The organism is Paenibacillus sp. FSL K6-2862 (genome assembly GCF_038005125.1).
GTDB classification, from domain to species: domain Bacteria; phylum Bacillota; class Bacilli; order Paenibacillales; family Paenibacillaceae; genus Paenibacillus; species Paenibacillus illinoisensis_A.
The window spans coordinates 1,949,520-1,976,040 of the sequence record NZ_JBBOSN010000001.1 but is presented as its reverse complement, the minus strand read 5'-3'; the positions used below and the strand labels follow the sequence as shown (position 1 = coordinate 1,976,040).

Annotated in this window: 20 protein-coding genes; 4 read left to right on the top strand and 16 right to left on the bottom strand. The window is 46.6% G+C overall.

Annotation, left to right across the window (positions count from 1 at the left end):
* Nucleotides 1-105: 105 nt before the first annotated feature.
* Nucleotides 106-2,001, bottom strand: coding sequence for a PrkA family serine protein kinase (locus MHB82_RS09240; protein ID WP_095288253.1), 1,896 nt, complete (start codon nucleotides 1,999-2,001; stop codon nucleotides 106-108).
* A gap of 358 nt (nucleotides 2,002-2,359) precedes the next feature.
* Between MHB82_RS09240 and MHB82_RS09235 the strand changes: the two genes are divergently transcribed.
* Nucleotides 2,360-3,229: a DUF2161 domain-containing phosphodiesterase gene (locus MHB82_RS09235; RefSeq protein ID WP_341174507.1), complete on the top strand. Its 870-nt coding sequence runs from the start codon at nucleotides 2,360-2,362 to the stop codon at nucleotides 3,227-3,229.
* Between the two features lie 98 nt (nucleotides 3,230-3,327).
* On the opposite strand, the gene MHB82_RS09230 is transcribed toward MHB82_RS09235, so the two are convergent.
* From MHB82_RS09230 to MHB82_RS09220, 3 genes are all read right to left on the bottom strand, one after another.
* Nucleotides 3,328-4,017: an FMN-dependent NADH-azoreductase gene (locus MHB82_RS09230; RefSeq protein ID WP_426640425.1), complete on the bottom strand. Its 690-nt coding sequence runs from the start codon at nucleotides 4,015-4,017 to the stop codon at nucleotides 3,328-3,330.
* Nucleotides 4,018-4,201: 184 nt separating this feature from the next.
* Nucleotides 4,202-5,425 carry an aminotransferase-like domain-containing protein gene (locus MHB82_RS09225; RefSeq protein ID WP_341174506.1) on the bottom strand — a complete coding sequence of 408 codons (1,224 nt, stop codon included), beginning with the start codon at nucleotides 5,423-5,425 and terminating at the stop codon, nucleotides 4,202-4,204.
* Nucleotides 5,426-5,565: 140 nt separating this feature from the next.
* Entirely contained in the window at nucleotides 5,566-6,222 is a 657-nt protein-coding gene (locus MHB82_RS09220; RefSeq protein ID WP_095359066.1) for a response regulator transcription factor, read from the bottom strand.
* A gap of 429 nt (nucleotides 6,223-6,651) precedes the next feature.
* Between MHB82_RS09220 and MHB82_RS09215 the strand changes: the two genes are divergently transcribed.
* Both MHB82_RS09215 and MHB82_RS09210 read left to right on the top strand, forming a co-directional pair.
* A complete protein-coding gene (locus MHB82_RS09215) occupies nucleotides 6,652-7,062 on the top strand; it encodes a hypothetical protein (RefSeq protein ID WP_341174505.1) in 411 nt (136 codons plus the stop codon).
* Complete coding sequence (locus MHB82_RS09210) at nucleotides 7,059-8,123, top strand: phosphodiester glycosidase family protein (RefSeq protein ID WP_341174504.1); 1,065 nt, start codon at nucleotides 7,059-7,061, stop codon at nucleotides 8,121-8,123. Before MHB82_RS09215 ends, MHB82_RS09210 begins: the two co-directional genes overlap by 4 nt.
* A gap of 347 nt (nucleotides 8,124-8,470) precedes the next feature.
* On the opposite strand, the gene MHB82_RS09205 is transcribed toward MHB82_RS09210, so the two are convergent.
* The 7 genes from MHB82_RS09205 to MHB82_RS09175 form a co-directional block, all read right to left on the bottom strand.
* Nucleotides 8,471-9,487: a LacI family DNA-binding transcriptional regulator gene (locus MHB82_RS09205; protein ID WP_095359069.1), complete on the bottom strand. Its 1,017-nt coding sequence runs from the start codon at nucleotides 9,485-9,487 to the stop codon at nucleotides 8,471-8,473.
* Between the two features lie 153 nt (nucleotides 9,488-9,640).
* Nucleotides 9,641-13,012 (bottom strand): GH36-type glycosyl hydrolase domain-containing protein, encoded by a 3,372-nt coding sequence (locus MHB82_RS09200; protein ID WP_341174503.1) that lies wholly within the window; start codon nucleotides 13,010-13,012, stop codon nucleotides 9,641-9,643.
* A 121-nt stretch (nucleotides 13,013-13,133) separates the two neighbouring features.
* Entirely contained in the window at nucleotides 13,134-15,299 is a 2,166-nt protein-coding gene (gene bglX, locus MHB82_RS09195) for a beta-glucosidase BglX (RefSeq protein WP_341174502.1), read from the bottom strand.
* A 133-nt stretch (nucleotides 15,300-15,432) separates the two neighbouring features.
* Nucleotides 15,433-17,031, bottom strand: coding sequence for an ABC transporter substrate-binding protein (locus tag MHB82_RS09190; RefSeq protein ID WP_095359072.1), 1,599 nt, complete (start codon nucleotides 17,029-17,031; stop codon nucleotides 15,433-15,435).
* A gap of 55 nt (nucleotides 17,032-17,086) precedes the next feature.
* Nucleotides 17,087-17,989 (bottom strand): carbohydrate ABC transporter permease, encoded by a 903-nt coding sequence (locus MHB82_RS09185; protein WP_095288264.1) that lies wholly within the window; start codon nucleotides 17,987-17,989, stop codon nucleotides 17,087-17,089.
* 18 nt (nucleotides 17,990-18,007) lie between these two features.
* Nucleotides 18,008-18,967: an ABC transporter permease gene (locus MHB82_RS09180; protein WP_095359073.1), complete on the bottom strand. Its 960-nt coding sequence runs from the start codon at nucleotides 18,965-18,967 to the stop codon at nucleotides 18,008-18,010.
* 11 nt (nucleotides 18,968-18,978) lie between these two features.
* Complete coding sequence (locus tag MHB82_RS09175; protein ID WP_095359074.1) at nucleotides 18,979-19,743, bottom strand: alpha/beta hydrolase; 765 nt, start codon at nucleotides 19,741-19,743, stop codon at nucleotides 18,979-18,981.
* Nucleotides 19,744-20,209: 466 nt separating this feature from the next.
* Here MHB82_RS09175 and MHB82_RS09170 point away from each other — a divergent pair, with 466 nt between their 5' ends.
* A complete protein-coding gene (locus MHB82_RS09170) occupies nucleotides 20,210-21,133 on the top strand; it encodes a serine hydrolase domain-containing protein (protein ID WP_341174501.1) in 924 nt (307 codons plus the stop codon).
* A gap of 97 nt (nucleotides 21,134-21,230) precedes the next feature.
* Here MHB82_RS09170 and MHB82_RS09165 read toward each other — a convergent pair whose 3' ends face one another.
* The 5 genes from MHB82_RS09165 to aroF all read right to left on the bottom strand — a co-directional run bounded on the left by MHB82_RS09165 (nucleotide 21,231) and on the right by aroF (nucleotide 26,467).
* Nucleotides 21,231-21,485 (bottom strand): AbrB/MazE/SpoVT family DNA-binding domain-containing protein, encoded by a 255-nt coding sequence (locus tag MHB82_RS09165; protein ID WP_024629045.1) that lies wholly within the window; start codon nucleotides 21,483-21,485, stop codon nucleotides 21,231-21,233.
* 171 nt (nucleotides 21,486-21,656) lie between these two features.
* Nucleotides 21,657-22,121 carry a tRNA (uridine(34)/cytosine(34)/5-carboxymethylaminomethyluridine(34)-2'-O)-methyltransferase TrmL gene (trmL, locus tag MHB82_RS09160; RefSeq protein WP_095288268.1) on the bottom strand — a complete coding sequence of 155 codons (465 nt, stop codon included), beginning with the start codon at nucleotides 22,119-22,121 and terminating at the stop codon, nucleotides 21,657-21,659.
* Between the two features lie 137 nt (nucleotides 22,122-22,258).
* Nucleotides 22,259-23,347: a 3-phosphoserine/phosphohydroxythreonine transaminase gene (gene serC, locus MHB82_RS09155; protein WP_095359076.1), complete on the bottom strand. Its 1,089-nt coding sequence runs from the start codon at nucleotides 23,345-23,347 to the stop codon at nucleotides 22,259-22,261.
* A gap of 229 nt (nucleotides 23,348-23,576) precedes the next feature.
* Entirely contained in the window at nucleotides 23,577-25,001 is a 1,425-nt protein-coding gene (gene glnA / locus MHB82_RS09150; RefSeq protein WP_095288270.1) for a type I glutamate--ammonia ligase, read from the bottom strand.
* 401 nt (nucleotides 25,002-25,402) lie between these two features.
* On the bottom strand, nucleotides 25,403-26,467 hold the full coding sequence (aroF, locus tag MHB82_RS09145; protein ID WP_095288271.1) for a 3-deoxy-7-phosphoheptulonate synthase: 1,065 nt from the start codon (nucleotides 26,465-26,467) through the stop codon (nucleotides 25,403-25,405).
* Between the last annotated feature and the right edge of the window lie 54 nt (nucleotides 26,468-26,521).

The window sequence follows — 26,521 nt, the reverse complement described above, 5'->3', positions numbered from 1 at the left end:
TTTCGCGAGTTTCATCGACTGTTCATGCAAAAAGACTCCTTCACCTGCCGTGAAGGAGCCTCACAGCAGGCATCAGGAGCCTGATCCGGAATGGTTTTGAACCTGTTAGCGATTCAGCAGACTGCCCACATAACGCAGCAGTTCATTTGCGCTGGCTGCCGTATATCCATGTTCTTCAATTAGGCGTTTGATAACCTCGTTCATCCGTTTCAATTGTGTAGCATCTGGTGTTTTGGTTGAAGTTGTAATCTTGACGATGTCTTTCAGGTCTGCGAACAGCTTCTTTTCAATCGCTTCCCGCAGTCGATCGTGGCTGCTGTATTCAAACTTGCGCTCTTTGCGGGAGTATGCAGAAATTCGGATCAGAATCTCTTCCCGGAATGCTTTTTTCGCATTTTCGGATATTCCGATCTGCTCCTCAATCGAACGCATTAAACGCTCATCCGGATCCATCTCCTCATCGGTTAACGGATCACGGATTTTGGACCAGTTGCAGAAGGCCTCGATGTTATCGAGGTAATTTTCGAACAGCGTTTTGGCAGACTCTTCAAACGAATACACAAAAGCTTTTTGCACTTCCTTTTTGGCCAGTTCATCATATTCCTTACGCGCCAGGGCAATAAAGTTCAGATAGCGCTCGCGTTCTTCTTTGGTAATGGAAGCATGCTGATCCAGACCGTCCTTGATTGCCCGCAAAATATCCAACGCGTTAATGCACTGAAGGTTTTGCTTAATCAAAGCACTGGATATCCGGTTGATGACATAACGTGGATCGATGCCGGACATGCCTTCATCCAGATACTCATTTTGCATTTCACGCAGATCGGCTTCCTTGTAACCCTCAACTTCCTCACCATCATACATCCGCATCTTTTTGACGAGGTCCATGCCTTGTTTTTTCGTTTCCTTCAGGCGGGTAAGTATGGAGAAAATGGCTGCGGTCCGCAGCGCGTGCGGTGCAATATGAACATGTTTCATGTCACTTTGCTGAATAAGCTTTCCATAAATCTTCTCTTCTTCGGAGACCTTCAGATTATATGGAATAGGCATCACAATCATCCGGGATTGCAGGGCTTCATTCTTTTTATTCGAAATAAACGATTTGTACTCAGACTCATTGGTATGAGCAACGATCATCTCATCGGCACTGATTAAGGCAAACCGGCCTGCTTTGAAATTGCCCTCCTGCGTGAGCGATAAGAGGTTCCACAGAAACTTTTCATCACATTTCAACATCTCCTGGAACTCCATCAATCCACGATTTGCCTTGTTTAGTTCTCCGTCAAAACGATACGCACGCGGGTCGGATTCGGAACCAAACTCGGTAATGGTCGAGAAGTCGATGCTGCCCGTGAGATCTGCGATATCCTGGGACTTTGGATCGGACGGACTGAATGTCCCGATTCCTATTCGGTTGTCCTCGGAGATGATAACCCGTTCTACCTTGACGCGGCTGATATCCCCGCCATATTCGGTACGAAGTCTCATCTGGCAGGATGGGCACAGGTTGCCCTCAATACGGACACCAATCTCTTTTTCCACTTCGGGACGAAGCTCCAGAGGGATTAAGTGCAGAGGTTCCTCATGCATTGGGCATCCCTCGATGGCGTAAACTGCCCCTTTTTCCGTCCGCGAGAACTGTTCAAGACCGCGCTTCAGCAAAGTGACGAGCGTCGACTTCCCTCCACTTACCGGACCCATAAGGAGCAAGATCCGTTTCCGTACATCCAGACGGCGTGCTGCGGAATGGAAATATTCCTCGACCAGCTTCTCAATGGAGCGATCCAGTCCAAAAATCTCCTGTTCAAAAAACTTATACCGCTTATGCCCCCCGACTTCTTCCACGCCAAACGATTCAATCATCTGATATACTCGTGCGTGAGCCGTCATTGCCGGAGTCGGGTCCTCTCTCAGCAGAGCAATATAATCTTCAAATGTTCCATTCCAAGACAAACGGTCACTCTCTGCCCGATATTCCGCAACGCGTTCAAAAATATTCATGCTTGGTACCTCCCATGGCTCCTTTAGTGTGATTGTCAACCATTCCGAATGGTATGAAGAAATCAATAGAATTGCAGCTCCTGCTTGAATACCAATCTGCGGTCCGGATTAGTCCCGCCACCCTCTGTCCAAACGTCTTGTATTGTTGTGAAAAGTGTATTACATACCTATGCGGCAAATCGGATAAGTTGACCTCTTTTTTTCAATTCACGATCCATAATTTCGGCTTTTCCCTGTTCTATCAGACATCTTGTGCCCTCAGAAAAAAAAGCACGGTTATGATATAATGAAGGTTCTAAATTCAGGAAACCGGACAACGTCCCGCCGTGGACAACTTCTTGGGAAAGGAGGAGGAAGGATGGCAGTAAAATACGAGACCGAGTTATATTCGCCACTAAAAGCCTTTTTCGAAAAGCAGGGATTCCTGATCAAGGCTGAAGTCAGACATTGCGACCTCGTCGGAGTCAGATCCGATCAAGACGATCCCCTTATTGTGGAGATGAAAAAAACTTTCAATCTTTCGTTGCTTCTTCAGGGGATGCAGAGGCTAAAACTTAGTCCATTCGTTTATCTGGCTGTAGAGCGCAATCGGAGCAAACGCGGGGCTGTTAACCAGCGCTGGAGCGAACTCACAGCACTGTGTCACCAGCTCGGGCTTGGCCTGATTACTGTGACGTTCTATAAGACCAAGTCACCATTCATTGATGTGCTGTGTGAGCCTGCGGCATTGAACCGTACAAACCGGATTCCTTCCCGTAAAGGTGGGGTAAGGCGTCAACGGCTGATGAGGGAATTTGAAGAACGCAGCGGAGACTACAACACGGGCGGCAGTACCCGCAGGCAGCTGGTAACCGCATACCGGGAGAAGGCGCTGCGTGTCGCCTCTGCCCTGCGAACCCAAGGGGAAGCTTCTCCTGCCGTACTCGCAAGACAAACCGGAGTCGGATCCGCTGCAGCCATTTTGCAGAAAAATTACTATGGGTGGTTCGAACGATTGTCACGCGGTAAATACGTACTTACGATCAAAGGGGCACAAGCCCTGTCCGAGCATTCTCATATGCTGGAAGACCATGATACGTTGGAACATGATCTAATGGTGCCATGGAGTCTGGACTCCTCCGAGGATTTTATTGTGGAAGAGCTAGGAGAAATTACGGAGGCAACTGAGCAGTATCGGGCACTCCAAGACGAAGTTTCTGGCCAATCGTCCAAATCAACAGTTAAATAAATAAAGATAAATGTTTCAGCAATCATGATGCATACAAAAGAGCCTGTCATCTCCTCCGAGATGACAGGCTCTTGCTAAATGATTCTATATAATTGCAATTAGAAGCTTGCTGCTACTTCAGTTGCCAATTTCAGGCCAGCATTCACGATCTCTTGGGAACGATCAGGTGAAGCGTTGTGACCTTCAACGATAACGAGCTCAGGGTTTTGGATACCCCAGAAGTTCAGTACGTTTGTTACATATTTTACGGACATTTCAGCAGATGCCATTGGCTCAACGGAGTAAACGCCGCCACGTGCATTCAGCAATGCCACTTTTTTGTCGCCAACCAAACCTACTGGGCCTTCAGCTGTGTATTTGAACATTTTGCCAGCTTGGCTCAGGTAGGAAATGTAGTTTACCAGTGGTGCAGGTACAGTGAAGTTCCACAGTGGGAATGCAAATACCACTTTATCAGCTGCCAGGAATTGATCTTGCAATTGTGCCGCGAGTGCAGCAGCTTGCTGCTCTTCAGCAGTTGCTTCGATACCGTTAGCTGCTTTATATCCACCTGTAATTACAGTGTTACCGTAGTAAGGGATATCTGTATTGTAGAGATCCAACTCAGTGATGGTGTCACCTGGGTGGGATTCTTTGTATGCGCTCAAAAATGCATCGTACAATTTTACGCTGACTGCTTGATCCGCAGGACGGTCGTTTGCTTTTACAAATAGAATGTTGGACATGTTCGTTCCCCCGTTAATTAAAATATATGAGTGTTTCTCCTGAAATCGCGTTGAATACAACATATATAAAGAAAACAACAACTCATTAATACATATTATATATAAAAATGTTAGTGGATGCAATAACGTAATTACTTTGGGTTATGAACTCTTTTTATTTGTTCTTCAAAATTTCATATATTTATTTAGGAATCGCAGTTCTCACTTTCTTTTGTAGAAAGTCGCTCTCGCTCTCTTTATCATTCTGCTAATTGCGGGCAGTGAATTCTGAGATGGCTTCACTGATCAGGTTCATGCCCAGCAGCAGCTCGTCGCGTCCAGGATGACTAAAATTCAACCGAATGTGACGGTGATCCTGGACACCCGTTGAGCAGAGAGAACCTGGCAGAAAGGACACACCTTTGGAAAGTGCCACTTTGAGCAATGCTCCGCTATCCAGCCCCTCGGGAAGTTGAACCCACAGATACATGCCCCCTTTGGGGATGGTATATTGAACCCCTTTCCAGCCAGGCCTTTTGAGCAACTCAAGCATCAGCTTCAGTCTGATTTTGTACTCCCGGTTTAGCATGGATAGATGGTCACTCCATTTAAATGGAGACTGGGCGAGCAGCTGATATAATAACCGCTGATTCATTGGACTGGATTGCCCATCTGCAATCCGCTTGACTAAAGCCATGGCTTGTATCAAGGCAGGATGTCCTGCTGCCCAGCCCGTGCGCAGTGCAGGTGCAACCGTTTTGCTGAACGAACCAATATATAGTACATGCCCGCCTTGATCAGCAGTATCGAGCGCAAATAACGAAGGAAACCTGCGATAGAAGTCGGCCGTCTCCAGACCGTCGAAGTGGAGCTCTCCATACGAGTCATCCTCAACAAGCAAAACTCCGTATCGAGAGCACAGATCAAGCACAGCCTCTCTCCGTTCCATGGACCACAGCACGCCCGTCGGATTCGAGAAGCTTGGCGCAGCAAAAAGCAGCTTCGGTCTAAGCTGCTGCATGTGGTGCTCCAATAGATCTGGCAATATGCCGTCTGAATCGCCAAGGACAGGCACAATTTTGGCCCCTTGCATTTCCAGAACTTCAAGACAACCCGGAGAGGTAGGGTGTTCTACCAATACAGAATCCCCTGGCTCCAGCAGCAGACGCATCACCAAATCAATTGCCTGCTGGGTTCCTGTGGTTAATAAAATCTGCTCTGGCACTGTACGTATGTCTTTTCGGATATTCCAGTCCGTGTCCAGCCACTCTCTCAGAGGCCTGTAGCCTGCTGGCTCACCATACTGAAGAGCAGATGGCCCAGAACTGAATACAGATACGGCTGCTTCTTCCAGCAGCTTGAACGGAAATAATTCCTCTGCAGGTAACTCTTCGGCCAGAGAAATGAAATAATCCCGGCCAGACATTTCACGAATATCCCGGAGTGGTGAAGACAACAGCCTGTTTGTACGGGAGGCGAAGAAATATTTCATCGGTCCGTTCCCCTTTCATCAATTCCGAACTGTGCTCGCAGTCCACAGCCACTTCAACCTATTCCTGCTGAGCGCCGAATATGACGATTGGACCTGCCTCCTGATTCACATCCTGTACCTTTATAAATGAAGAATGGTTATCAGGATAGCGTCTTGGCCTGTCTCGCATATAAGGCATAGCGTTCAATAGCTTGTGCGCGACTGCTTACATCCAGCTTCACATAGATTTTGCGCAGATAGTTATCAATGGAACGTCGGCTGACGTTAATCTCACTGGCTATTTTATCATAGGTTACGCCCTGAACAATTCTTTCCATGATAAAAGTTTCGGTTTCTGTCAGTTCCACCAGAAATTCTTCTCCCGGAGAGTCAGACGGCTGAGCCCATTCAGTGCTTGTAAGCCAGGAGATCGGAATGGATACGCAACCCTCCCGCAGGCCGGAAATAAGGTGAATCAGCTGGCTAGGGGAAGCCTGTTTCGACAGCATGCCGCTTGCACCAAGACCCATAAGATGACGAAACAACTTCACATTGTCTTCATCTGTCAAAATAATAACATGACTATGCACGGATGCATTCTTCATCTGAGTAATATATGGATCTGCTTGCCCTTCAGGAAGCCGATAATCCATCAAAATGAGATCGGGTTGATGGATCTTCACCAATTCTAGTCCTTCTGTACCTGTTGAGGTCATTCCCCGTACAAGTAAATCCTGCTGCTCTTCCAAAATCAATTTGGTACCCAGCATGCTGGTGGGGTGGATATCTACGATGACCACCTGCCATACTTTTTTCATGATTGTTCCCCCTGGTTATGTATTGGACAAATACTTTTCTACTTTTTTTGCCTTGATTCTATCACCATACTTGCGACAGTCCACGTATAGAAGAAGCAAAGTCGAATAATGTCGAAATATGATGAATAAATGGATGAACAGCCATACAGCTGCTTTATTTCACCAAAACTGCATCATGACATTGCAATATATATGCCTCACTCATGCAAAATATAGTATAATTTTCCTGCATATCTAGCTAAAAAGGTCGAAAATCCTGCCCAAAGTTCCTACTTATTGCATCTATAAGAAATTGTATCCTAGGACTTCCATCCGATGCAATCTCTTTTTATCCTATTACTTAAAGAATTTCATTTTTGCGTAATCAATAGTGGCATGTTAGAATGAGGATTGGTATTTTTTAAACTATTTATAACCAGGAGTGATGATATGAAACCTTCTGCTCAACCTTCTGACATCCATCACACCCGGAGAGCCAAAGGCAAGGCCGGATCTTCAGTCAAGCTTTTTCTGGTCATGTGGATTGTTCTCATTGCACTCGGAGTTGTGGGAACCTACTACTATAGTAACCATCTTCAGAAGCAGATGCTTAGTCAGATTCAGGCCCATAATCAGCAGCAGATTGCCGCGCTAAAAGCGGACTATGAAAATCAGCTAACAACGATATCGAAGGAAGTAGCCGACCTGCAGGGACAAGTTCAATCCTTCAATGAGCTGCTAACGTTTACTAAGGATAATGCAAGCGATAAAACGGATAACAGCAATAAATTGTACACTCAGCTGAGCGAAGTCAAAAAGCAACTGGAAACCCTCCAGAAAAAGATGGACCTGCTCAAATGATTACACCCGTAAAACAGGTTAATCGTTTTTTTATGCTTGCACTTGCTCCTTTTATTGGATTGATCATCTGTTTGCTGCTGCTTCGCCCCCCGCTTGAACCTGGGGATTTGATTCATTCCGGACTGTCAGAGGAAACGATTACTCCCCAGACTCAGGCTATACGCCAGGAGCTTGCTGGGGCCAAGGAAGCTGCCGTTCAAACTTCTTCTTCTATTAAAAGAACGACAGAGCTGTATAATCGTACGACCAGTACGATGTCTACCATCGTACAATCGGCATCGGTACAAGCCGCACGTCCGGAAACGCTATACAACCAGCGTATTTCGTCCAAGCTCGGCGTTCCCATTGAACGGGTTAACAGTGACCGGCTTACGATTGAACTCTATCGAGTGAACCCTGGCACGTATAAGGGTTACGCGATGAAAGTTAAACTGAAGGACCCTACGGCCATGAAAATGGCTTTGAGCAGTGAACCTGGAAAAGCAGAGACAACCATGCAGGCCGTTAAGCGAAATGGTGCGATCGCCGGAATCAATGCAGGCGGATTCGCAGATAGCGGTGGCAAACGATACCCGCTCAGCACAACGGTCATGGACGGTAAATATGTGAACGGCTTCCAAGCCAGTTTCAAGGATCTGTTTTTTGTAGGACTTAACGATACGGGCAAACTGGTAGGCGGCAAATTTTTTGATAAAAACTCCCTGGACCGCCTCAAACCACAGTTCGGTGCTACTTTTGTACCTGTCCTGCTTCAGAACGGCAAGAAAACAGCCATTCCTGCTAAGTGGAAGGTGTCACCCAAGAGGGCTCCCCGTACTGTAATTGGCAATTACAAGGATGATCAGCTGCTTATTATCGTTGTGGATGGATATAACGAAAGCGGAAGCTCTGGTGCCACTCTTGAGGAGCTTCAAGGTCGATTATACAAACTGGGCGTAGTGGATGCCTACAATTTGGATGGCGGCGGCTCCTCCTCGCTAATCCTGAACAATCGGGTTGTGAACAATCCATCAGACGGCAATCTCAGACCTGTGCCTACTCACTTTTTATTTTACAAATGATCCTGTATAGGCATTCCTTTTCTTCCTTTATTGGTTATAATAGAAGAAAGTGCTAAATGTACAGGAGGTGGCAAGTGTATGTCGTTCTCATTGACATTCTGGATTATTGCAATTGTACTTGCATTGTTCATGACAGGCATTTTCACTGCATCCTACAACAACGACAAAACCAAGGGCCTTTAATGGCCAAGCCTCTCCTTGTGAGAGGCTTTTTTATTATGTTCATATACCAAGAGACAAGGCTTAAAAGAATGCTGTAATTCTTCTAAGCCTTGTCTCTCGGGGTACAGCACTGACATCGTTGAAGCTTTTCGTGATGATACAACTGACGTAGTCATCCTCTCGCATCAAGAGCTAACCACCCGTTCATGGCGAATAGGCAATGGGATATCTTGTGGAACCTGTCTGCAAACTGAACCGCCCTCCACCAATGTAACGTAGATTCGTTCATGGTCCACCGGTTCTCCGGCAATAATTTTGATTAACTGCTCCGCTGCAAGGGAACCCCATTTCCTTTTGGAATAATCAATGGTGACCAGTCTTGGTTGAACATATTTGCTCAGTTCAATGTTGTCAAAACCGATGACATCAATATCCCGGCCAATCTGCAGCTCACTTTCGGCCAAGCGATTACACAGACCAATGGCCATCTCATCATTGAGACAGAACACTGCAGCCGGTCTCGTATACTCTTGAATAATTAACTCAGCAGCCTGCTCTCCGCCACTTTTCTCAAAGTCTCCCACAATCTCGATCCATTCAACATTTGCTTCCCGCTCGGTCACTTGCCTTACCGCTTTCATCCGCTGTGCCGAGTCAAATGAACCCTCCGGACCGGTTACGACATATATCTTCGTATGTCCCTGCTCAATCAGATGTTCCATCGCCAGTGTAGCTCCTGCCTTGTTATCCAGCAGTACCTGATTGATATTCGGATGATGAAGCTCTCGGTCAAGAACGACAATTTTATGTCCCCGATCGGCATATTGCAGCAGCTCCTCGCTGGCAAACGTATGATCGAGTATAACCGCTCCATCAATCATTCGCTCCGGAAGCATCCGGTGGGACTGCTTGCCACTGCAGACAATCAAGTCATATCCCTGAGCGTTGCAAACCGTTTTCATCCCACTAAGCAAATCCCCATATACATCTCCGCTAAAGTCTGTCAGAAATACACCGAGAATTTTGGACTCCCTTTTCTTCAACGTTCGTGCGGCAGCGTTCGGTACATAGTTCAGCTCTTTGGCAATGGCCAAAATTTTGGAGCTGGTCTCATCTGTCACTTTATTGCTGCCATTCAGCGCATAAGACACGGTGGAGATCGAAACCCCCGCCTTTTTGGCGATATCCTTGATACTGACCACAATCTTCGCTCCCCTGTTATGTTGATCAGGTCCTCCGGGCAGGAGGACCTGACTTCTTGAATAGTTGGCAAACGGACTAACCCTTATCTAAATGACACTCCGGTTACAGAATCATCTTTCGATCGCTGTTACTCCAAAGTTCTTCTGCTATTTTTAGCTGTAAATCTCGATCACGTTACCTTCGGCCAGACCTTGTTCAAGGGTTGTACGTGATATACGCAGTCCCCCCTGACGATAAGGCTGCTGCAGTCTCGTCGTCTCCAGTTCCTTGCCGTTAAGCAGCACACGTTGTACCGTTTCTCCGCCAAGATGATAGACAAAGGTCACTTTCTTTCCGTTATATTGGAAATCAAAGTGCAGGCCATCCAGACTTGCCGGAAGGATGGGATCGATTACGAGATCCTCTTCCTCTTGGCGAATGCCAAGTGCGTTCGAGATCAGTTGGTTCATGTAAATCCCTGGTCCGCTGGAATAGATTCTCCAGCCGCCTTTTACCTGAACATCACCGGTGCGAAGCTTATCGAACTGCTCCTGCGCATCGTAGCGGTTGTTAAATTTACCATCAGAACTGCTGAAGTAAGCATTGCTCTGGCGGAGATCCGCATTAGGCACGACTTGCTGAATACCCACAGGATTGATGATGCCAAGGCCGTTCCATACTTCCTCGGGATTACCAAGTTTCGCCATGGCTTCAATGTAGCGAATATGTGCATGCACATATTGCAGACCAACTTCACGACCGAAGTTGGACGCCTGTTCTGCACGTTTGAAATGTGTACTTACCCCTCCATCATATTGGGCTGGGCGGTTCATAAGCCGTACACCATCCGGGCAGAACAATTTGTCCTTAATCAAACGATAGTGGGACGCTGCCTGTTCAGGCTCCAGAAGCTCGGCAATCATGCTGCGTGTCATCGGCAATAGACGGTACTGAATGCCAGTCTCGCTATCATCCGGATGCAGCATCCGCTTGGCTTGCTCTGGATCTTCCATATATACAAAACCAGGAATAACGTCGGTATCCAGCATATATTTGTTGAAGTCCTTTTTCACCCCTGCAGCCATGCTGCTTAATTCTGCCGCTAGTTCCGGCTTCACAGGCACAAGTGCTCTGGATAGCTGACTCAGTGTTTGATACGTAAGGGCAACGGTCCAGCTGCTGACCATATACTGTTTCAGTTGGGCATTCGCGGGTTGAAGTGTATCATCCCAGTCTCCATCACCATACGAGGAAAGGAATGTATCATGCAGGAAGTGGCTGCGGATATATTCAAGCTCTTTCTGCGCATGCTCCAGCACCGATGCTTTCTCTTCACTAAAATGGAAACCGTGTTTAACGGTGTAAGGAACCTCTTCATCCAGAATGGAGTAATCCTTGGTCGCAATCAGGTAGTCACTCAGTACTTTAAGCGGCCATACAATGATATCTCCATGGCTCTCTTCCTGCTGAATTTTGAAATAACGGTCAAACATGAACCATTGCGGCCAGTTGCCGTCATCCTCATACTGGTGCGAATACACCATTTTCAAAATATCGCGGACCTGTTCATATTTCTGCGTAGCCATAAAGTATTCGACCGGCCCCTGACATACATCCCGTGTTCCCCAAGCTGCGCCGCCATATTGCTCCAAACCGTGCGGAACGGAGTAATGGACCAGCATATTATGGGTATACCACCATGCAAGCGCATTGACCTTGAACAACTCTTCTTCATTTGGCTTCCCAGGACGCGACAGATGGAACCCGTTCATGACTTTCGCATAAAAGGCACGATAAGCATCCACTTCCTCCTCGAAGCTGCGTGTGGACAACACCACACTCTCTCCTTCAAGCAGGCCTTGAATGGTCATTGTCCATTCAGCCGTACTCCCCAGCTGCAAAGTGAAAATGGATCCGTCACCCGAATTCACACCACTCGCCAGTCGGGTCTCATCGCCTACCTTCACTCCCGCTCCGCTCACTGACATGCGATATTCCAGATTCGGGTATTCCTTGGCGCTGAGGCTGTCCGTATTCGCCTTAATGCGAAGTTCACCGTTCTGTTCGGTGACACGGGCAGGTAATTCATATTCATTCACATTCATGGTGATCTGATTGGTGATCAGGTAGCGATAAGCGATTCCTTTTTCCGATTTCACATGCAAACGTATTTCAGGAGTATCCAGTGTTGTATAGTTCGTGACAATCAGCGTGTCCTGATCCGTTTTGTAATACCAGCGCACATAGTTGAAGCCCATCTCGAAGAGAGACGGCATGGTGAGCAGATGGAAGATTCCGTCCATCTCCACGTAGATCCGCTGACCGGAGGATTTTGCAATATTCAGCGCACTGCGGGCATTGCTCATCATTTTGTTAAAGTTCGTATTGCCCACAACGATGTGTGAGTTAAAAATACCGTACAGATAGGAAGTCGTCGTAATTACATTCTTCCCCAGTTTCACATTGTTTCCACTCATCAGAATATGACCGTGCGGACGCTCCACGCGCATTTCCTTTTCCTTGAGGACAATATGCTCATATGTGTCTGTGAAAAACGCCAGCAGCTCGCCATCGGCACGTTCTTCCTGTTGTCTGGTTGAGGCCGGGAAACGGGCATTCACTTCGTCTTCAGACATAGCCATAGTACGAAGCGGCTCACCAAGAGCCGGGTTCAGGGAAACTTTAGGCAAAGCATTGGCAGAGCCAGCTGCAACCGAAGCGTTCCCAGCACGTTTCGCTTCATATTCGTTCCAGGCTTGTTCCACCACATCTTTATATTCCAGTTCCTTAATGGCTGCCGCATGATTCGCCTGGAAAAGGCCGTAGAATACAAAGCGGGCTTCGCCATTCAAAACCACAGTTTCTGACTGAAGGGCAGTATACGCAAATTCATATTGATATACTTCATTCGCCAGCGACGGTTTAAGCAGGCTTTCCGGAATATTCGTTTCCTTGTAGCTTAAGCCAAAGAATTGGAATCCATCGGTTGAATACCCCGTAGCACGAGTTAAAGATCCCTGCTGCACATAAGGAAATACCCCGCCCTGGGGTTGATTTTGCCTGGATGCTACGACATAACCCCATTGGTCATCCTCGAATACGGCATGATCGATATATTGCGAAAGATAGGCTTCATTGCTTCGTACCGCTCCGGGGTCAGCTATGCCAATGTCTTGGCCGTAAATGACATCCACTTTTTCCCCGTGGCCATTAACCTTTACATCCCAGAACCAGACTCCCTGAGCTGTCGGTGCAAAAACAACCTGATAAGTCACACCTTCCGCATTTCCCACCCACACCAAGCGGTCTCCGTCCTGATGAACCTGGCTCTCGGAATGGATGCCGAGCATCGGGACATAACGAATACTGGATTCGTCATGAAAACGCAAATAGAGATTATTCATGGACCCGTCCACCGGACTTGTCATTAATTGATTGATCATGGCCTGTCCACTTACTGCCTGGAACAGATCACCGCTCTCCCAGAATGTGAAGTTCAGCTCGCCGGCTTGAATGTTGATTTGCGATCTAGTCATCGTATTCATGAATCTATTCATATCCTCCTATCCTGCCTTCTTCCTCTGCCAAGCAGCCATGAAGAAGGCAGTGCAGCTTCACTGCATTTTTATGCTAAAACCAATCACTCACTTGGGGTAACTTGCATCATTAAACCAACTTGAACGTGCGTTCCATAGTATCGCGGCTGTTAGGACCGACAAAAATCTGGAATGTCCCTTTGTCACTGCGATAAGTCAGATCGGAATGATGATAGCGAAGTTGTTCCTCATTTAACGTAAATGTAGCCGTACCGCTCTCGCCTGGCTCAAGTGCAAGTTTCGTATATCCCTTCAGCTCACGCATTGGACGGACTACCTCACCGGTTACATCACGCACATAGAGTTGAACCGTCTCCACACCTGCGCGCTGTCCGGTATTCGTTACACGAACCTGGATGCTGATCGGTTGATCAGCAGTCATCTCATGGCTGGACACTTCCAGATCACCATATTCAAATGTGGTGTATGACAAGCCATAACCAAACGGAAGCAGTGGCTCGTTCGGACTATCTATATACTTTGAAACATAACGTTCTTCCGTTTTCTCCGGGTTCAGAGGGCGTCCTGTGATGAAATGGTTATAATACACCGGAATCTGACCTACGGACTGCGGGAACGACATCGTCAAACGTGCAGATGGATTCACTACGCCTATGAGAACATCAGCAATCGCTGCTCCGCCTTCACTGCCGGGGAACCACGCTTCAAGTACGGCATCCGATTCTTCAAACACGCCATGCAGATCCAAAGGACGACCATTAAAAATCACGCTAGCCATCGGTTTGCCTGTCGTCTTCAACTGTTTGATGAGTTCAAGCTGAGCTGCTGGCAGACGAATATCGGTACGCGAACCACCTTCACCACTCATTTCAGAATCTTCACCCAGAGCCAGAACGATAAGGTCTGCTTTGCTCGCTGCTTCCATGGCTTCAGCAATTTGTTCCGAGGTGATCGTGTGAACGCCACTTCCTTGGGCCATGTGAACCTGTCCGTGCTGCAGACGCTCCTGCAGTGCCGTTCCCAGCTTGACAGCATCCGCCTTCACGCCTTCACAAGACCACCAGCCGAGAATGTCTTCACTCTGGGCAAAAGGCCCGATCAATGCGATATTCGCTTCCGGCTGAAGCGGAAGTACGCTGTTATCATTTTTCAGCAAAACAGCCGATTTGGTTGCCAGCTCGTAGGATACCTGACGATGTTCCTTCGAGAATACAATCTCGCGCTCGCGTTCCGGATCAGCGGCACGGAGTGGATTGTCGAACAATCCCAGTTTTTCTTTTAGCTGCAGAATACGGAGTACAGCCTCATCGATAAGCTTCTCTTCCACTTCACCGCTCTGGATCAGCTCAGGCAGATGATTAACATAACAAGGGGTCATCATCTCGATATCCACGCCTGCGCGAATGGCACGGTATGCCGCTTCACGATCATCTTCGGCTGCACCATGAGCAATCATCTCGCGGATGGAAGCCCAATCCGAGATCAATACACCATCAAAGCCCCACTCGTCACGTAAAATGTCACGCATCAACTTTTCATTACCGCTCGCTGGGATGCCATCTACTGTATTGAACGAAGCCATCACCATTTCGACACCTGCATCCAGAGCAGCTTTGTATGCTGGCAAATAATACTCACGCAGATTGCGCTCGGACATATCTACGGTGTTATAGTCACGTCCGCCTTCAGCAGCGCCATACGCTGCAAAGTGTTTGACGCAAGCAGCGAGACGATCTGGCTCATCTTTCAAACTGTCTCCCTGATATCCACGTACAAAAGCCGCCGAGAACAGGCTGTTGAGGTACGGATCTTCGCCTGTCGTCTCCATCACGCGGCCCCAGCGCGGGTCACGAACCAGATCCACCATTGGCGAAAATGTCACATGCAAACCAGATACTGCGGATTCGCGTGCAGCAATCTCTGCACTTTTCTCAGCCAAGTCCGTATCCCATGAACACCCAATCGCCAGTGGAATCGGGAAAATCGTTTTAAAACCATGTACGACATCCGCCATAAACAACAGCGGAATACCGAGACGACTTTTTTTCAGATAGGCTTGCTGTACATCAATAATGGCCTGTGCGCCTGACAAGCCCAGGATGGAGCCACTGGCAACGACAGATTGCTCTGTAATTCCCATTTCTTCCATCGGTCCAGTAATCTGACCTTGGGCATCCGTCCCTTCGTAAAAATTCGCGGTCAATTGAAGAAGCTGAGCTGTTTTCTCCTCCAGCGTCATCTGTTTGACCAAGTCAAGCAACTGCTCATTATTCATATCCGTTATCCTCCACTGCATGTTGTTGAAATAAAGAACCCGGCTGCGTTCGGGGAGAGACCGCGCACCGGGTTCAGAATGGTGGGTTGACAGAATTGTCCTGTCATGTCCCATCTTGTTAACTACTGAATGATTACTTGAATTCGCTGTTCAGTTCATCCAGGTAAGGTTGAACCAGGGACATCTTGCTGTTCACCCATTCTTTCCAGTTAGCTTCCAGATCTCCACTTTTGAGGATCAGGTTGGCATATTCGTTCTGGTAATCGAATGAAGCTTGACTCTTAGCTTTGGAATCATACAGGTTGACATCCCAGTCGTATGTTGCGAGCGATTGACCTTCTGTACCGAGTTTTGCTTTTTCCTCGAACAGTTTTACGGCTCTATCACGGTAATCCTTTTTAATAGCAGGGTTTACAACACTGAAGTCGTCACCCAGGAGATACAGACCTTCGAAGCGTGCTGGGTATTTGTCTTCCAGAACTGTTCCTTCTGGCAGCAAGCTAACCAGTTCGTTGTTTTCATCATATTTCCAGTCCGTTCCTTCGAAGCCCATGTTAATAAGCAGCTGTCCTTCTTTTGTCGCGGAGTAGTCGATCAAATCCATAATTCGTTCAAATTTCTCGTCACTGATGTCAGGGTTGAAAATCAGCGCAGACCAGAAGTTTGCTTGCTCCAAGTTGCGGTATTTACCGTCATCTCCAAGAACGATTGCAGTGTGTACCAGCTCATCACTATCTACACCCAGATTCTTTCTCATATCCGTGTCCAAACCTTGTCTGTATGAAGCCAATCCACCCAGACTTGTAACTGCAGCAGTACCTGTTACTTTAAAGTTGTTTTGACCTTCATTGTTTTTCCATGTGTAGAACTCTGGATTGAGCAGTCCATCCTTATAGGCTTTTTGCATCAATTTCAGTCCTGTCAGCGTCTCTGGATCTGCTGGTCCCCAGTGGAACTGACCATCTTCACCTTTATAGAACGGAGAATCCGTCATGGCATGCACGCTGTTCGGCATAATCATGTTTGTCATAGCATCTGCCGCATTGTAGGACAGAGGTACAAGTTTGTTGCCTACTTTGCCTGGATCTTTTTCTTTCACAAGCGCAGCATATTCATTAATTTCAGATGTTGTATACGCATCTTTCAGCTCGAAACCAACTGCTTCAGCCCAGTCCTTACGGAGTGCAATAACCCCGATTTGGTTTGTCAGTGGATCAGCAGGTTTGTTCTCATAATAGATTGGTCTAGGTAAGAGATACGTTCCGCCAGTCAGTTCTTCCAACTTATCTCCGAGTCCTGTCAAGTTGTAAGCTGCTGCCACGTTCGGCCAGCGTTCCTTCCAGTCATCCGGGAATTTGTAGAAGAGTCCTTGATCAATATTGTTCAAGGCATCACCGTGAACATAGTTCCATACGGATACATCCGGCAAATCTCCTGAGTTGATCCACAGGCGAAGTTTTTCGCCCCATGAATCCCAGTCAATATAGTTGTAGTCCCAAGTTACATTGAACTTGTCTGTCCAGAATTTATGGAACTCATTATCCATATTCCCGTTTTTTACTTCTGTAAGGTTAGCTACAGAGATGGTCAGGTTATCTGTATAATTTCCCTCTGCATCCTTCTCGTTACTGCCTTCCGAACTACTACTGGAACAAGCTGTCACCACCAACATCAACATACAGAGCGTGATGGCAAAAATGGATCTAACAGACAACTTTTTGTTCGTCTTCATGCTTTTACCCCCATGTTTTTTAGTAGAATTTTAAGTCAAAATCCTATACGTATAATCAGGTCTTGATAGCCCCTGTTAATACCCCTTTGGCAAAGTGCTTTTGCAGCATTGGGAAGAAACACATAATTGGCACCATAGTGACAAATACCGCAGCCATTTTCATCCCCATTGAGAAATTGCTGACTTGCGTTGCATCCACGCTGGAAGCATTGGAGGCATTGGTTTGTGATGTAGATATAATCGTCCTAAGTACATTTTGCAGTGGTAACTGATCCGCCTTTCGCAGGAAGATCATCGCGTCGTACCAACTGTTCCAGTAGGCCACGCCATAGAACAGCGTGATCGTAGCGATAATGGGTGTAGCGAGCGGAAGAACGACGTTGAACAGTATTCTCCACTCCCCTGCACCATCCAGACGCGCAGATTCCATTAGCGATTCCGGCAAAGTGTAGAAGTAGTTCATCATCAGGATCATGTTAAATGCACTGAAGCTTCCCGCCAGAATAACGGACCATAGCGACCCCGTCAGATGAAGTGATTTCATGATCAGGTAGAGTGGTACGATACCACCATTGAAGATCATGGTGAACAGCACTAGGAAAAAGATAAATTTCTTAAACGGAAAGTTACTGCGACTTAGTCCATACGCCATGCTTGTTGTCAGGAACATACTGAGAGGCAAGCCAATCACCAGCAGGATCAGTGTATTTTTGTACCCCGAAAGGATAGTCCCGTCCGCAAACAGTGCTTTATAGGAATCCAAAGTGAACTCTTTAGGAAACATCAACAATGGATTGTCGGCATATTCTTTTTGTGTTGCAAACGAGATCATGATGACATTCCAGAACGGAATCAGAATCATCAGGGCAAGCACAAGTAAGATGGCGAAGATAACGTAATCCAGAAGCGTCATTCGTTCTGTACCAATCTTCGACTTTTTGTTAGCTTTCTTGCTCATTTCATTTTTCCTCCTTTCTTATCGGAACAATCCATCTCCGCCAAGCAGCTTCGCAAATCTGTCAGCAAGAAGCAGCAAGATCATATTCACAAGGGAACGGAACAAGCTGACCGCTGTCGAGAACGAGAAGTCGGTTGATGATTGGAACGTAATCCGATAAATATATACATCGAGTACTTCCGATACATTTTTGGTTGCGGCATTTGCCAAGTTGAAGATCTGATCGAAACCGGATGACATCAAACCACCGACAGACAGGATAAACATAACGGTGATGGTCGGTAGGATGTTCGGTAGCGTAATGCGGAACATTTGCTGCAACCGTGAAGCTCCGTCGATCTGTGCAGATTCGTATTGATCCTGATCGATACCCGAGATCGCAGCGAGGAAGATGATGGCACTCCAGCCGCTTGATTTCCAGATATCTGTTAACAGAAGCATCGGTACAAAGTTGGATTCGGAACCCAGGAAGTTAATCGTTGGCAATCCAAGCAATGCAAGCGTGCTATTCACCAATCCGTCATAAGCCAGTACATTAATGACAACCCCGGATACGATAATCCACGAAAGGAAGTGAGGGAATGTAAGAACCGTTTGGAACCACTTTTTCCCTCTGCGCATACGCAGTTCATTCAGTAACAGGGCCAATATAATCGGGAATGGGAATTGGATAATCAGCTTCAAAATGTTGATATACAATGTCCGCCATACCGCGTCTATAAACGTTGGATCCCGGAAAACGTATTTGAAGTTCTCAAATCCGCTCCATGGGCTTCCCCAGATTCCCAGGTTCGCTTTGTAATCCTTAAATGCCAGAGACAGACCGCCCATTGGCATATAAGCAAACAGGATGAGCCAGACAAGCCCCGGAATTAGCAGGGTGTACGTCATTCTGTGCTTCCAGATTTCACTCCAGAGCGAATTCCCTTTCAAGTTTCCCTTCAGCTTTTTGCTAGGTCCTTCGGCTGCAGGTTTCAATTTGCATCTCCTCACTCTACTTTGGTCTTGTCGTTATACAGAAAATCAAACATGGTTCTCAGGTGATGCTCCCAAAATCTCCATTCATGAGCTCCCGGAGATTCAACGTACCGGAAATGATACGCAGTTCCCATCATGTACTCGGCGAACCTACGGTTCATTTCAATAAATGGATCACTTTCACCGCAGCAGCTAAGCACATCCGGTAAAGGCCTGCCCTGTTGCAACAATTTGTCTGACAGTGCGTAGATGTCCTGGTCGGGCTTTACCTGTAACCGTTCTCCAAAAACCGCTTTCATTTCCTTGATCATACCGGGTGGCATATTGGGATCATGAAGCCTTGTCTGAATGTCGGTTACTCCGGATAAAGAAACCACCTTGCGATAACGTTCGGGATAAGTCAGTGCACATTTCAGAGCACCGTATCCACCCATGGACAATCCCGCAATGTAAGTCTTCTTGGGATCCGTGTTCAGGTTGAGCTGACGTCTGCAAAACTCAGGCAGCTCCTGAGTAATGTAATGGAAGTAATTCAGGCCGTATTCCATATCGGTGTAGTAGCTTCGGTTTGCCTCCGGCATGATGATGGTACAGCCATATTGTGCAGCGTACATTTCAATTGTAGTCAATCGTTGCCATGTACTCGCATTATCGCCTGCCCCATGCAGCAGATATAGCGTACCGCCTGAAGTCTCTCCGGAGTCACTGGACACTACATGTATGCTTGTGTTCATGCATAATGTAGGCGATCCGGTTTCGATCGTGATATGTGCCATGTGCAACCCCTTTCATCATCAGCTGTCGCCTGTACTCTCTCTACTCTCGCTTTTCTGCTACGACTTTTTGCCGTTCCCCCATTACCCTGCTAGTTATCGAAACGATTTTCTCGAATCGTTTCAAAACATAGCTAACGTTGATTCACATGGACTTAAAAACAGCACTTTTTACTTGGAAGCGATTTCTTCGAATCGTTTCGAATAAATCATAATCCCGATGAGTAAATCCTGTCAATAACCTTTTTACAAATTTCGCGTTATTTTCTCAAAAAACTTCTTTTTCGAGTGTAAATTTGCGTCAAAAGGCACTTTATTTGTGAAAATTGACCCTTTTGGTAACCGTTTGCACATCTTTCATTGACATCACCTTCGGATTGTACTAACATAATTTCTGATTTTGGTTCCAGATTACGGAAACGTTTCACCACCCATAAAATGTCGTCTTTTTTAATGAAAGGATGTTATTATGTCCAGCATTGTTCATCGCTTTGTTCAACATATTGAGGCTCAGGAATTAAACGTACTTTCAGTTCGTGTGCTGCAGCATGGAGAAACACGTGGAATGTGGGATCGGACTGAGGATAAGCGGCGCTTACAGCATTCGATCAGTAAGTCGTTTACCTGCATGGCTGTAGGATTGGCACTCGAAGAAGGCATATTCACACTCGAATCCAAACTGGGAGAATACTTCACATGGCCAACACCTGCTCCGGACCTAACAACATTCTCTCCTGCAGATCTCTCACTGTATGATCTGCTGCGGATGTCTTCTGGGCATGATGTGCCTGTGCTTTGGGCGGAGGAACGGGCCACGCTTGCGGAGAAAGATTGGGCTAAATATTACATGTCACTTCCAATCGACAGAGTCCCTGGCGAGGCATTTACATACAGTAGTGCCGATACTTTTATGATCTCGGCCATGTTTCAGGCAGCCTCGGGCCAGACCGTAAAAGATTATCTGGTTCCCAGACTGTTTGATCCGCTGGAGATTTACAACGTCGAATGGGAAACCTCTCCACTGGGCATTACATTAGGTTGTGCGGGCTTGCAGCTTACGAATGAGGAATTAGGCCGGTTCGGACAGTTCTTGCTTCAGAAGGGCAATTGGAACGGCAGTCAGCTGGTTCCTGCGAAATGGATAGACCAAGCAACAACTCGCCAGATAACGACGCCGGGTGAAGGCGATTGGGGACAAGGATACGGATATCAATTTTGGCTGTGTTCTCACAATGCATACCGTGCTGATGGGGCTTATGGTCAACTATGCGTGGTCCTGCCCGAACTGGACGCTGTAGTTGCCGTTAGTAGTGACGAATTGAACATGCAGGCCATTTTGGATCTGATCTGGTCCGATATCCTTCCCCATCTTGAAAGTAAACCATTAAGCTAGTTTATATGATTATATGTTAAATGTATTTTTGCAAAGTATATTGAAAAAACAAAAGAAGTATCATGCCTTTATCGGTCATGATACTTCTTTATTTTACTTACCCGTGCTGTGGAAGCTGGGTCATTTCATCTAGACATTGTGCGCATATGTAACGCTCTTTGAACTCATTGACTTCTTCCATTGATCCGCAGAAAATACATTTTGGACGGTATCTCTCCAGAATGATATGGTCCCCTTGTACTAAGATCTCTACAGGATCTCCCTCATTCATTTGATACCTTTTACGCAAAGATTTAGGCAATACGATCCTACCCAATTGATCAACTTTGCGAACTACTCCAGCTGGCTTCATAGCTACGGCACACCTCTCCTATCTTACTCTAAATTTCTAGGTACAATTGTACTATGTTTAAAGATTCGCCAAGATTTTGTCGAATCCTGCTGGAAATAAACATTTTTTGTCCTTTTTTTTGAAAAATGTTTTTTTAGCGAATTCTAACAAGCACTTGAACGCGAATTAGGATCAATCCAAGCCCGGAAAATTCAATTGTCGTAATGCTTCATAAACGATAATTGCCGCCGAATTGGACAAGTTTAATGAACGTACATCACCTGTCATTGGCATTCTCATACAAGTTTCCGGATTGGCAGCAATTAATTCAGGAGGTAGTCCTTTGGTCTCTTTGCCAAAAACCAAAAAATCTTCATCCTGGAATGTAAAATCGCTATAGTTGTTCTTCGCCTTCGTGGTTGCGTAGAAAAAGCGACCCTCCGGATACTTTTCCTGAACCTCAGCGAATGAATCATGATATTCAATGTGAACTGCATGCCAGTAATCCAGGCCAGCCCGCTTCAAGGTAGCATCATCCGTCCGAAACCCGAGTGGGCGAACCAGATGCAGATGCGTTCCCGTAGCCGCGCAGGTGCGAGAAATATTGCCGGTATTCGCGGGAATCTCCGGTTCAACCAGAACGATATGCAAAGCCATATGTGTTCAATCTCCTTTAAGTTCATGTATCTGTTGCAATCCTCTAATTCTAAAGAAAAGCCTCCCACACGTCAATGTGGAAGGCTCTGGAAGGGTTAGATTGGAAGGCTCAGGCCTCTCATCCATTCCCCTATGATTTATCCATTTGTCTTCTGAAAGTGGCTCATAAAGTCTGTCAGTGCCTTAACACTCTCATAAGGCGCTGCATTGTAGATGGATGCACGAAGGCCTCCAACACTGCGGTGTCCTTTTAATCCAACGAACCCTTCCTGTTCGGAAGCTTTAATGAATTGTTTCTCCAATTCTTCCGAAGCAAGGCGGAATGTCACGTTCATCAGGGAACGGTCAGCAGTCTCAACACAGCCGCGATAGAAGTCGCCTGAGGTATCAATGGTATTATAGAGCAATTCCGCTTTCTTGATGTTCTTTTGTTCGATCCCTTTCAGTCCACCTTGTTCTTCAATCCATTTCAGAACTTCATTGACCATGTAAACAGAGAAAGAAGGCGGGGTATTATACAGGGAATTGTTTTCGGTATGTGTGCTGTAACGAAGCATCGTTGGAATCGTTTTTGGCGATTCGCTTACCAGCTCCTCCCGAGCAATTACCACTGTAATCCCGGATGGTCCAAGGTTTTTCTGTGCACCCGCATAAATCATACCAAACTGATTAAGATCGAATGGTTTACAGAAAATATCACTCGACATGTCAGCAATTAAAGGTACAGATCCCGTGTCCGGGAAAGACTTGAACTGTGTACCCTCGATCGTTTCATTGGATGTCAGATGTACATAAGCTGTGCGGTCAGGCAAACTCAGGTTCGATACATCAGGCAATTTCATGTATTTATCAGCCTCGGAAGAAGCTGCAATGTGGGTTTCACCAATCAGCTTCGCTTCAGACAACGCTTTTTTCGCCCAGCTGCCTGTCATGACATAGCTTGCAGTTTGGCCTGCCCCTAGAAGGTTCATCGGCAGCATGGCGAACTGGGTGCTCGCTCCGCCTTGAAGAAACAGTACCTTGTATCCCTTCGGATTGCCTAAGAGCGACAACAAACGCTCTTGAGCTTCATTATGTACGGACTCGTACACTGCCCCACGGTGAGACATCTCCATAATCGACATGCCTGTGTTACGAAAATCAACAAATTCTGCTTGCGCACGCTCCAAAACCTCCAGTGGCAGTGCCGCTGGTCCTGCATTAAAATTATACGCTCTCTTTGTCATTTTTCCCCCGCCCTTTCCATCCGTAGCTTACATATGAAGTGAATATTATCGCTATGATATCAGTATTCCCTATCCGCATCAAGGGCAATAAGCACTGAAGCTAGCATTTAAGGTCATCAAAATACTTTATCACCCTGCAAAGTTAACGTGCTGCATCGTCCATTCATGGAAAAGCCTCCGAGAGCGAGTCCCGGAGGCTTAAATTGTAGGTACACTTGTTTCGATCGGATTAGCAATCGAAGTAAAGGCTGTACTCGTGTGGATGAATGCGAATCGCTACAGCTTTTGCTTCATCACGTTTGAGGTTGATGTAGTTCTCGATGAATTCTTTAGTGAATACGCCGCCTTCAGTCAAGAACTCGTTGTCTGCTGCCAGGGCATCAAGCGCCTCTTCCAGGGAAGCTGGAACGCTGCGGATGTTTTCTTTGTCAGCATCTGACAAGTCATAGATGTTTTTGTCGAGTGGACCGTAACCAAGCTCAGTTGGGTTGATTTTGCGTTTGATTCCGTCCAGACCCGCCATCAGCATTGCGGAGAATGCCAGGTAAGGGTTGGCAGTGGAGTCAGGCGTACGGAACTCGATACGACAACCTTTAGGTGTCACAGCTGCAACCGGGATACGTACTGCTGCAGAGCGGTTACCTTTGGAGTAAACCAGATTTACCGGTGCTTCGTAACCAGGTACAAGACGTTTGAATGAGTTTGTACTTGGGTTAGTCAACGCAATCAGCGCTGGTGCGTGATACAGAATTCCTCCAATGTAGTGCAGAGCCATTTCGCTCAGGTTTGCATATCCCGCTTTGTCGTAGAACAATGGGGAATCGCCATCGAAGATGGATTGGTGAACGTGCATTCCGCTACCATTATCACCGAACAATGGTTTCGGCATGAATGTAGCTACTTTGCCATATTGACGTGCAGTGTTATGCACGATGTATTTGTATACAAGCAGGTTATCTGCTGTTTTCTTCAACGTATCAAAACGGAAGTTGATTTCGGCTTGACCAGCTGTTGCCACTTCGTGGTGATGACGTTCGATCGACAGGCCAGCTTCTTCCAACAAACGACACATTTCACTACGGATATCTTGTTGAGTATCCACTGGTGCTACAGGTACATATCCGCCTTTAGTGCGAACTTTGAAGCCCAGGTTACCGCCTTCTTCCTTGCGGTTCGTGTTCCAAGATGCTTCTTCGGAATCAACGTAATAGGAAGAGCTGTTCGTGCCGCTCTCATAACGTACATCGTCGAAGATGAAGAATTCGGACTCAGGTGCGAAGAATGCTGCTGTACCTACACCGCTCTCTTTTAGGAAAGCTTCAGCTTTAACAGCGATGCTGCGTGGGTCGCGCTCATAGCGCTCGCCATCTGGTGTAAAGATATCACACATAACATTCAATGTAGGGTGTGCAGTGAACGGATCGACATAAGTCGCTTCAGGATCTGGCATCATAACCATATCGGACTCTTCAATTCCACGGAAACCTTGGATAGAAGAACCGTCAAAAGCTACTCCATTTACGAATGTGTCTGCATCAACAGCCGAAGCTGGCAACGAGATGTGATGTGCACGACCAGCTAAATCTACAAAACGAAAATCTACCCACTCGATGTTGTTCTCTTGAATTGATTTCAATACGTTTTCAACCGACATGTATTCGTCCTCCCAAATATTCCGAACAATAAACAACCCCACGAAAGAAAATGTCCATATTCGAATTTTTTTCTGTCGTCATTATAAATTCTTAAACATGACATCGTCAATACTTATGTAAGGTATTTTTTGCGACTATGTTAGCTATACTTACATTTTATAAATCCGCTAAATTCACTTAACAACGGATTTATTATACATTTAACCGAGTTAATGCGGTAAAGTAACCATAATAACATCCTAAAACATGGGAAAAACATTACATCATAAATGTTTCTTATCACTATTGATTAATAAATGTATTCAATCCCCCCATGATATGAAAAACCGGACATCCCCCTGTTTCATTCTCAAGAATGAAACGAGGGAAATGTCCGATTGTATCATGGCTAACTATAAGATTAGACGCCCACTCTTGCCGGGAAAAACTCAGCAGGTTGTTTGGCTGTATTAAACGTTTTGCCCACGATTGGAGCGAGTTTCTCCAGATCCTGCAGCAAGTTGGCGAATTGGTCAGGGAACAGGGATTGTACACCGTCGCCTGTCATGGAGTTGTCTGGATCTGTGTGCATCTCGATAATCAGTCCATTGGCACCAGCAGCCACAGAAGCTTTCGTCATCGGTTCTACCAGTTCACGGCGTCCTGTACCATGGCTAGGATCGGAAATGACAGGCAGATGGCTAAGAGACTGCAGCACAGGAATCGCCGACAGATCGAGCGTATTGCGAGTATAGGACTCAAACGTACGAATGCCGCGCTCACAGAGCATTACATTAGGGTTACCGCCGGCAAGGATGTACTCAGCTGCATTCAATAGCTCATCGTATGTCGCACTGAAGCCGCGTTTCAGCAATACGGGTTTGCCGCATTCGCCCAGCTTACGCAGCAAGTCGAAGTTTTGCATGTTCCGGGTACCGACTTGAAGAATATCCGCGTACTCCGCACAAATATCCACGTATTCCGGAGTCATGACTTCCGTGATGGTCAGCAGGTCATGTTTCTTACCAGCTTCAGCCATCATGATGAGCCCTTCTACACCTGTTCCCTGGAAACTGTAAGGACCGGTACGAGGTTTAAATGCACCACCGCGCAATACCTGGCCACCAGCAGCTTTCACGAGACCGGCAATTTCATCAATTTGGGCAGCAGATTCAACCGCACATGGTCCACCCATAACGACGAGTTCTTTTCCGCCGATATCCACTCCCTTAATGGAGATGACTGTATCTTCAGGGTGGAAGTCACGGCTGGCCAATTTGTAGGATTTAGAGATCCTTACGACATTCTCTACACCTTTCATTTGACGAAGGTGCTCCTGCATTTTAGGTTCCACTTTGCCAATCAACCCGATAATGGTACGATCCTCTCCGCGGGAGATATGCACCTGAAGCCCTTCCTTTTCAATCACAGCGACGATATCCTGAATCTGTTCCTCCGGTGTTGCCTTACCTGCAATAACGATCATAATTAATTCCCATCCTTCCTTGTATGAGAGCACCAAACTGTTTCGATGCGCATC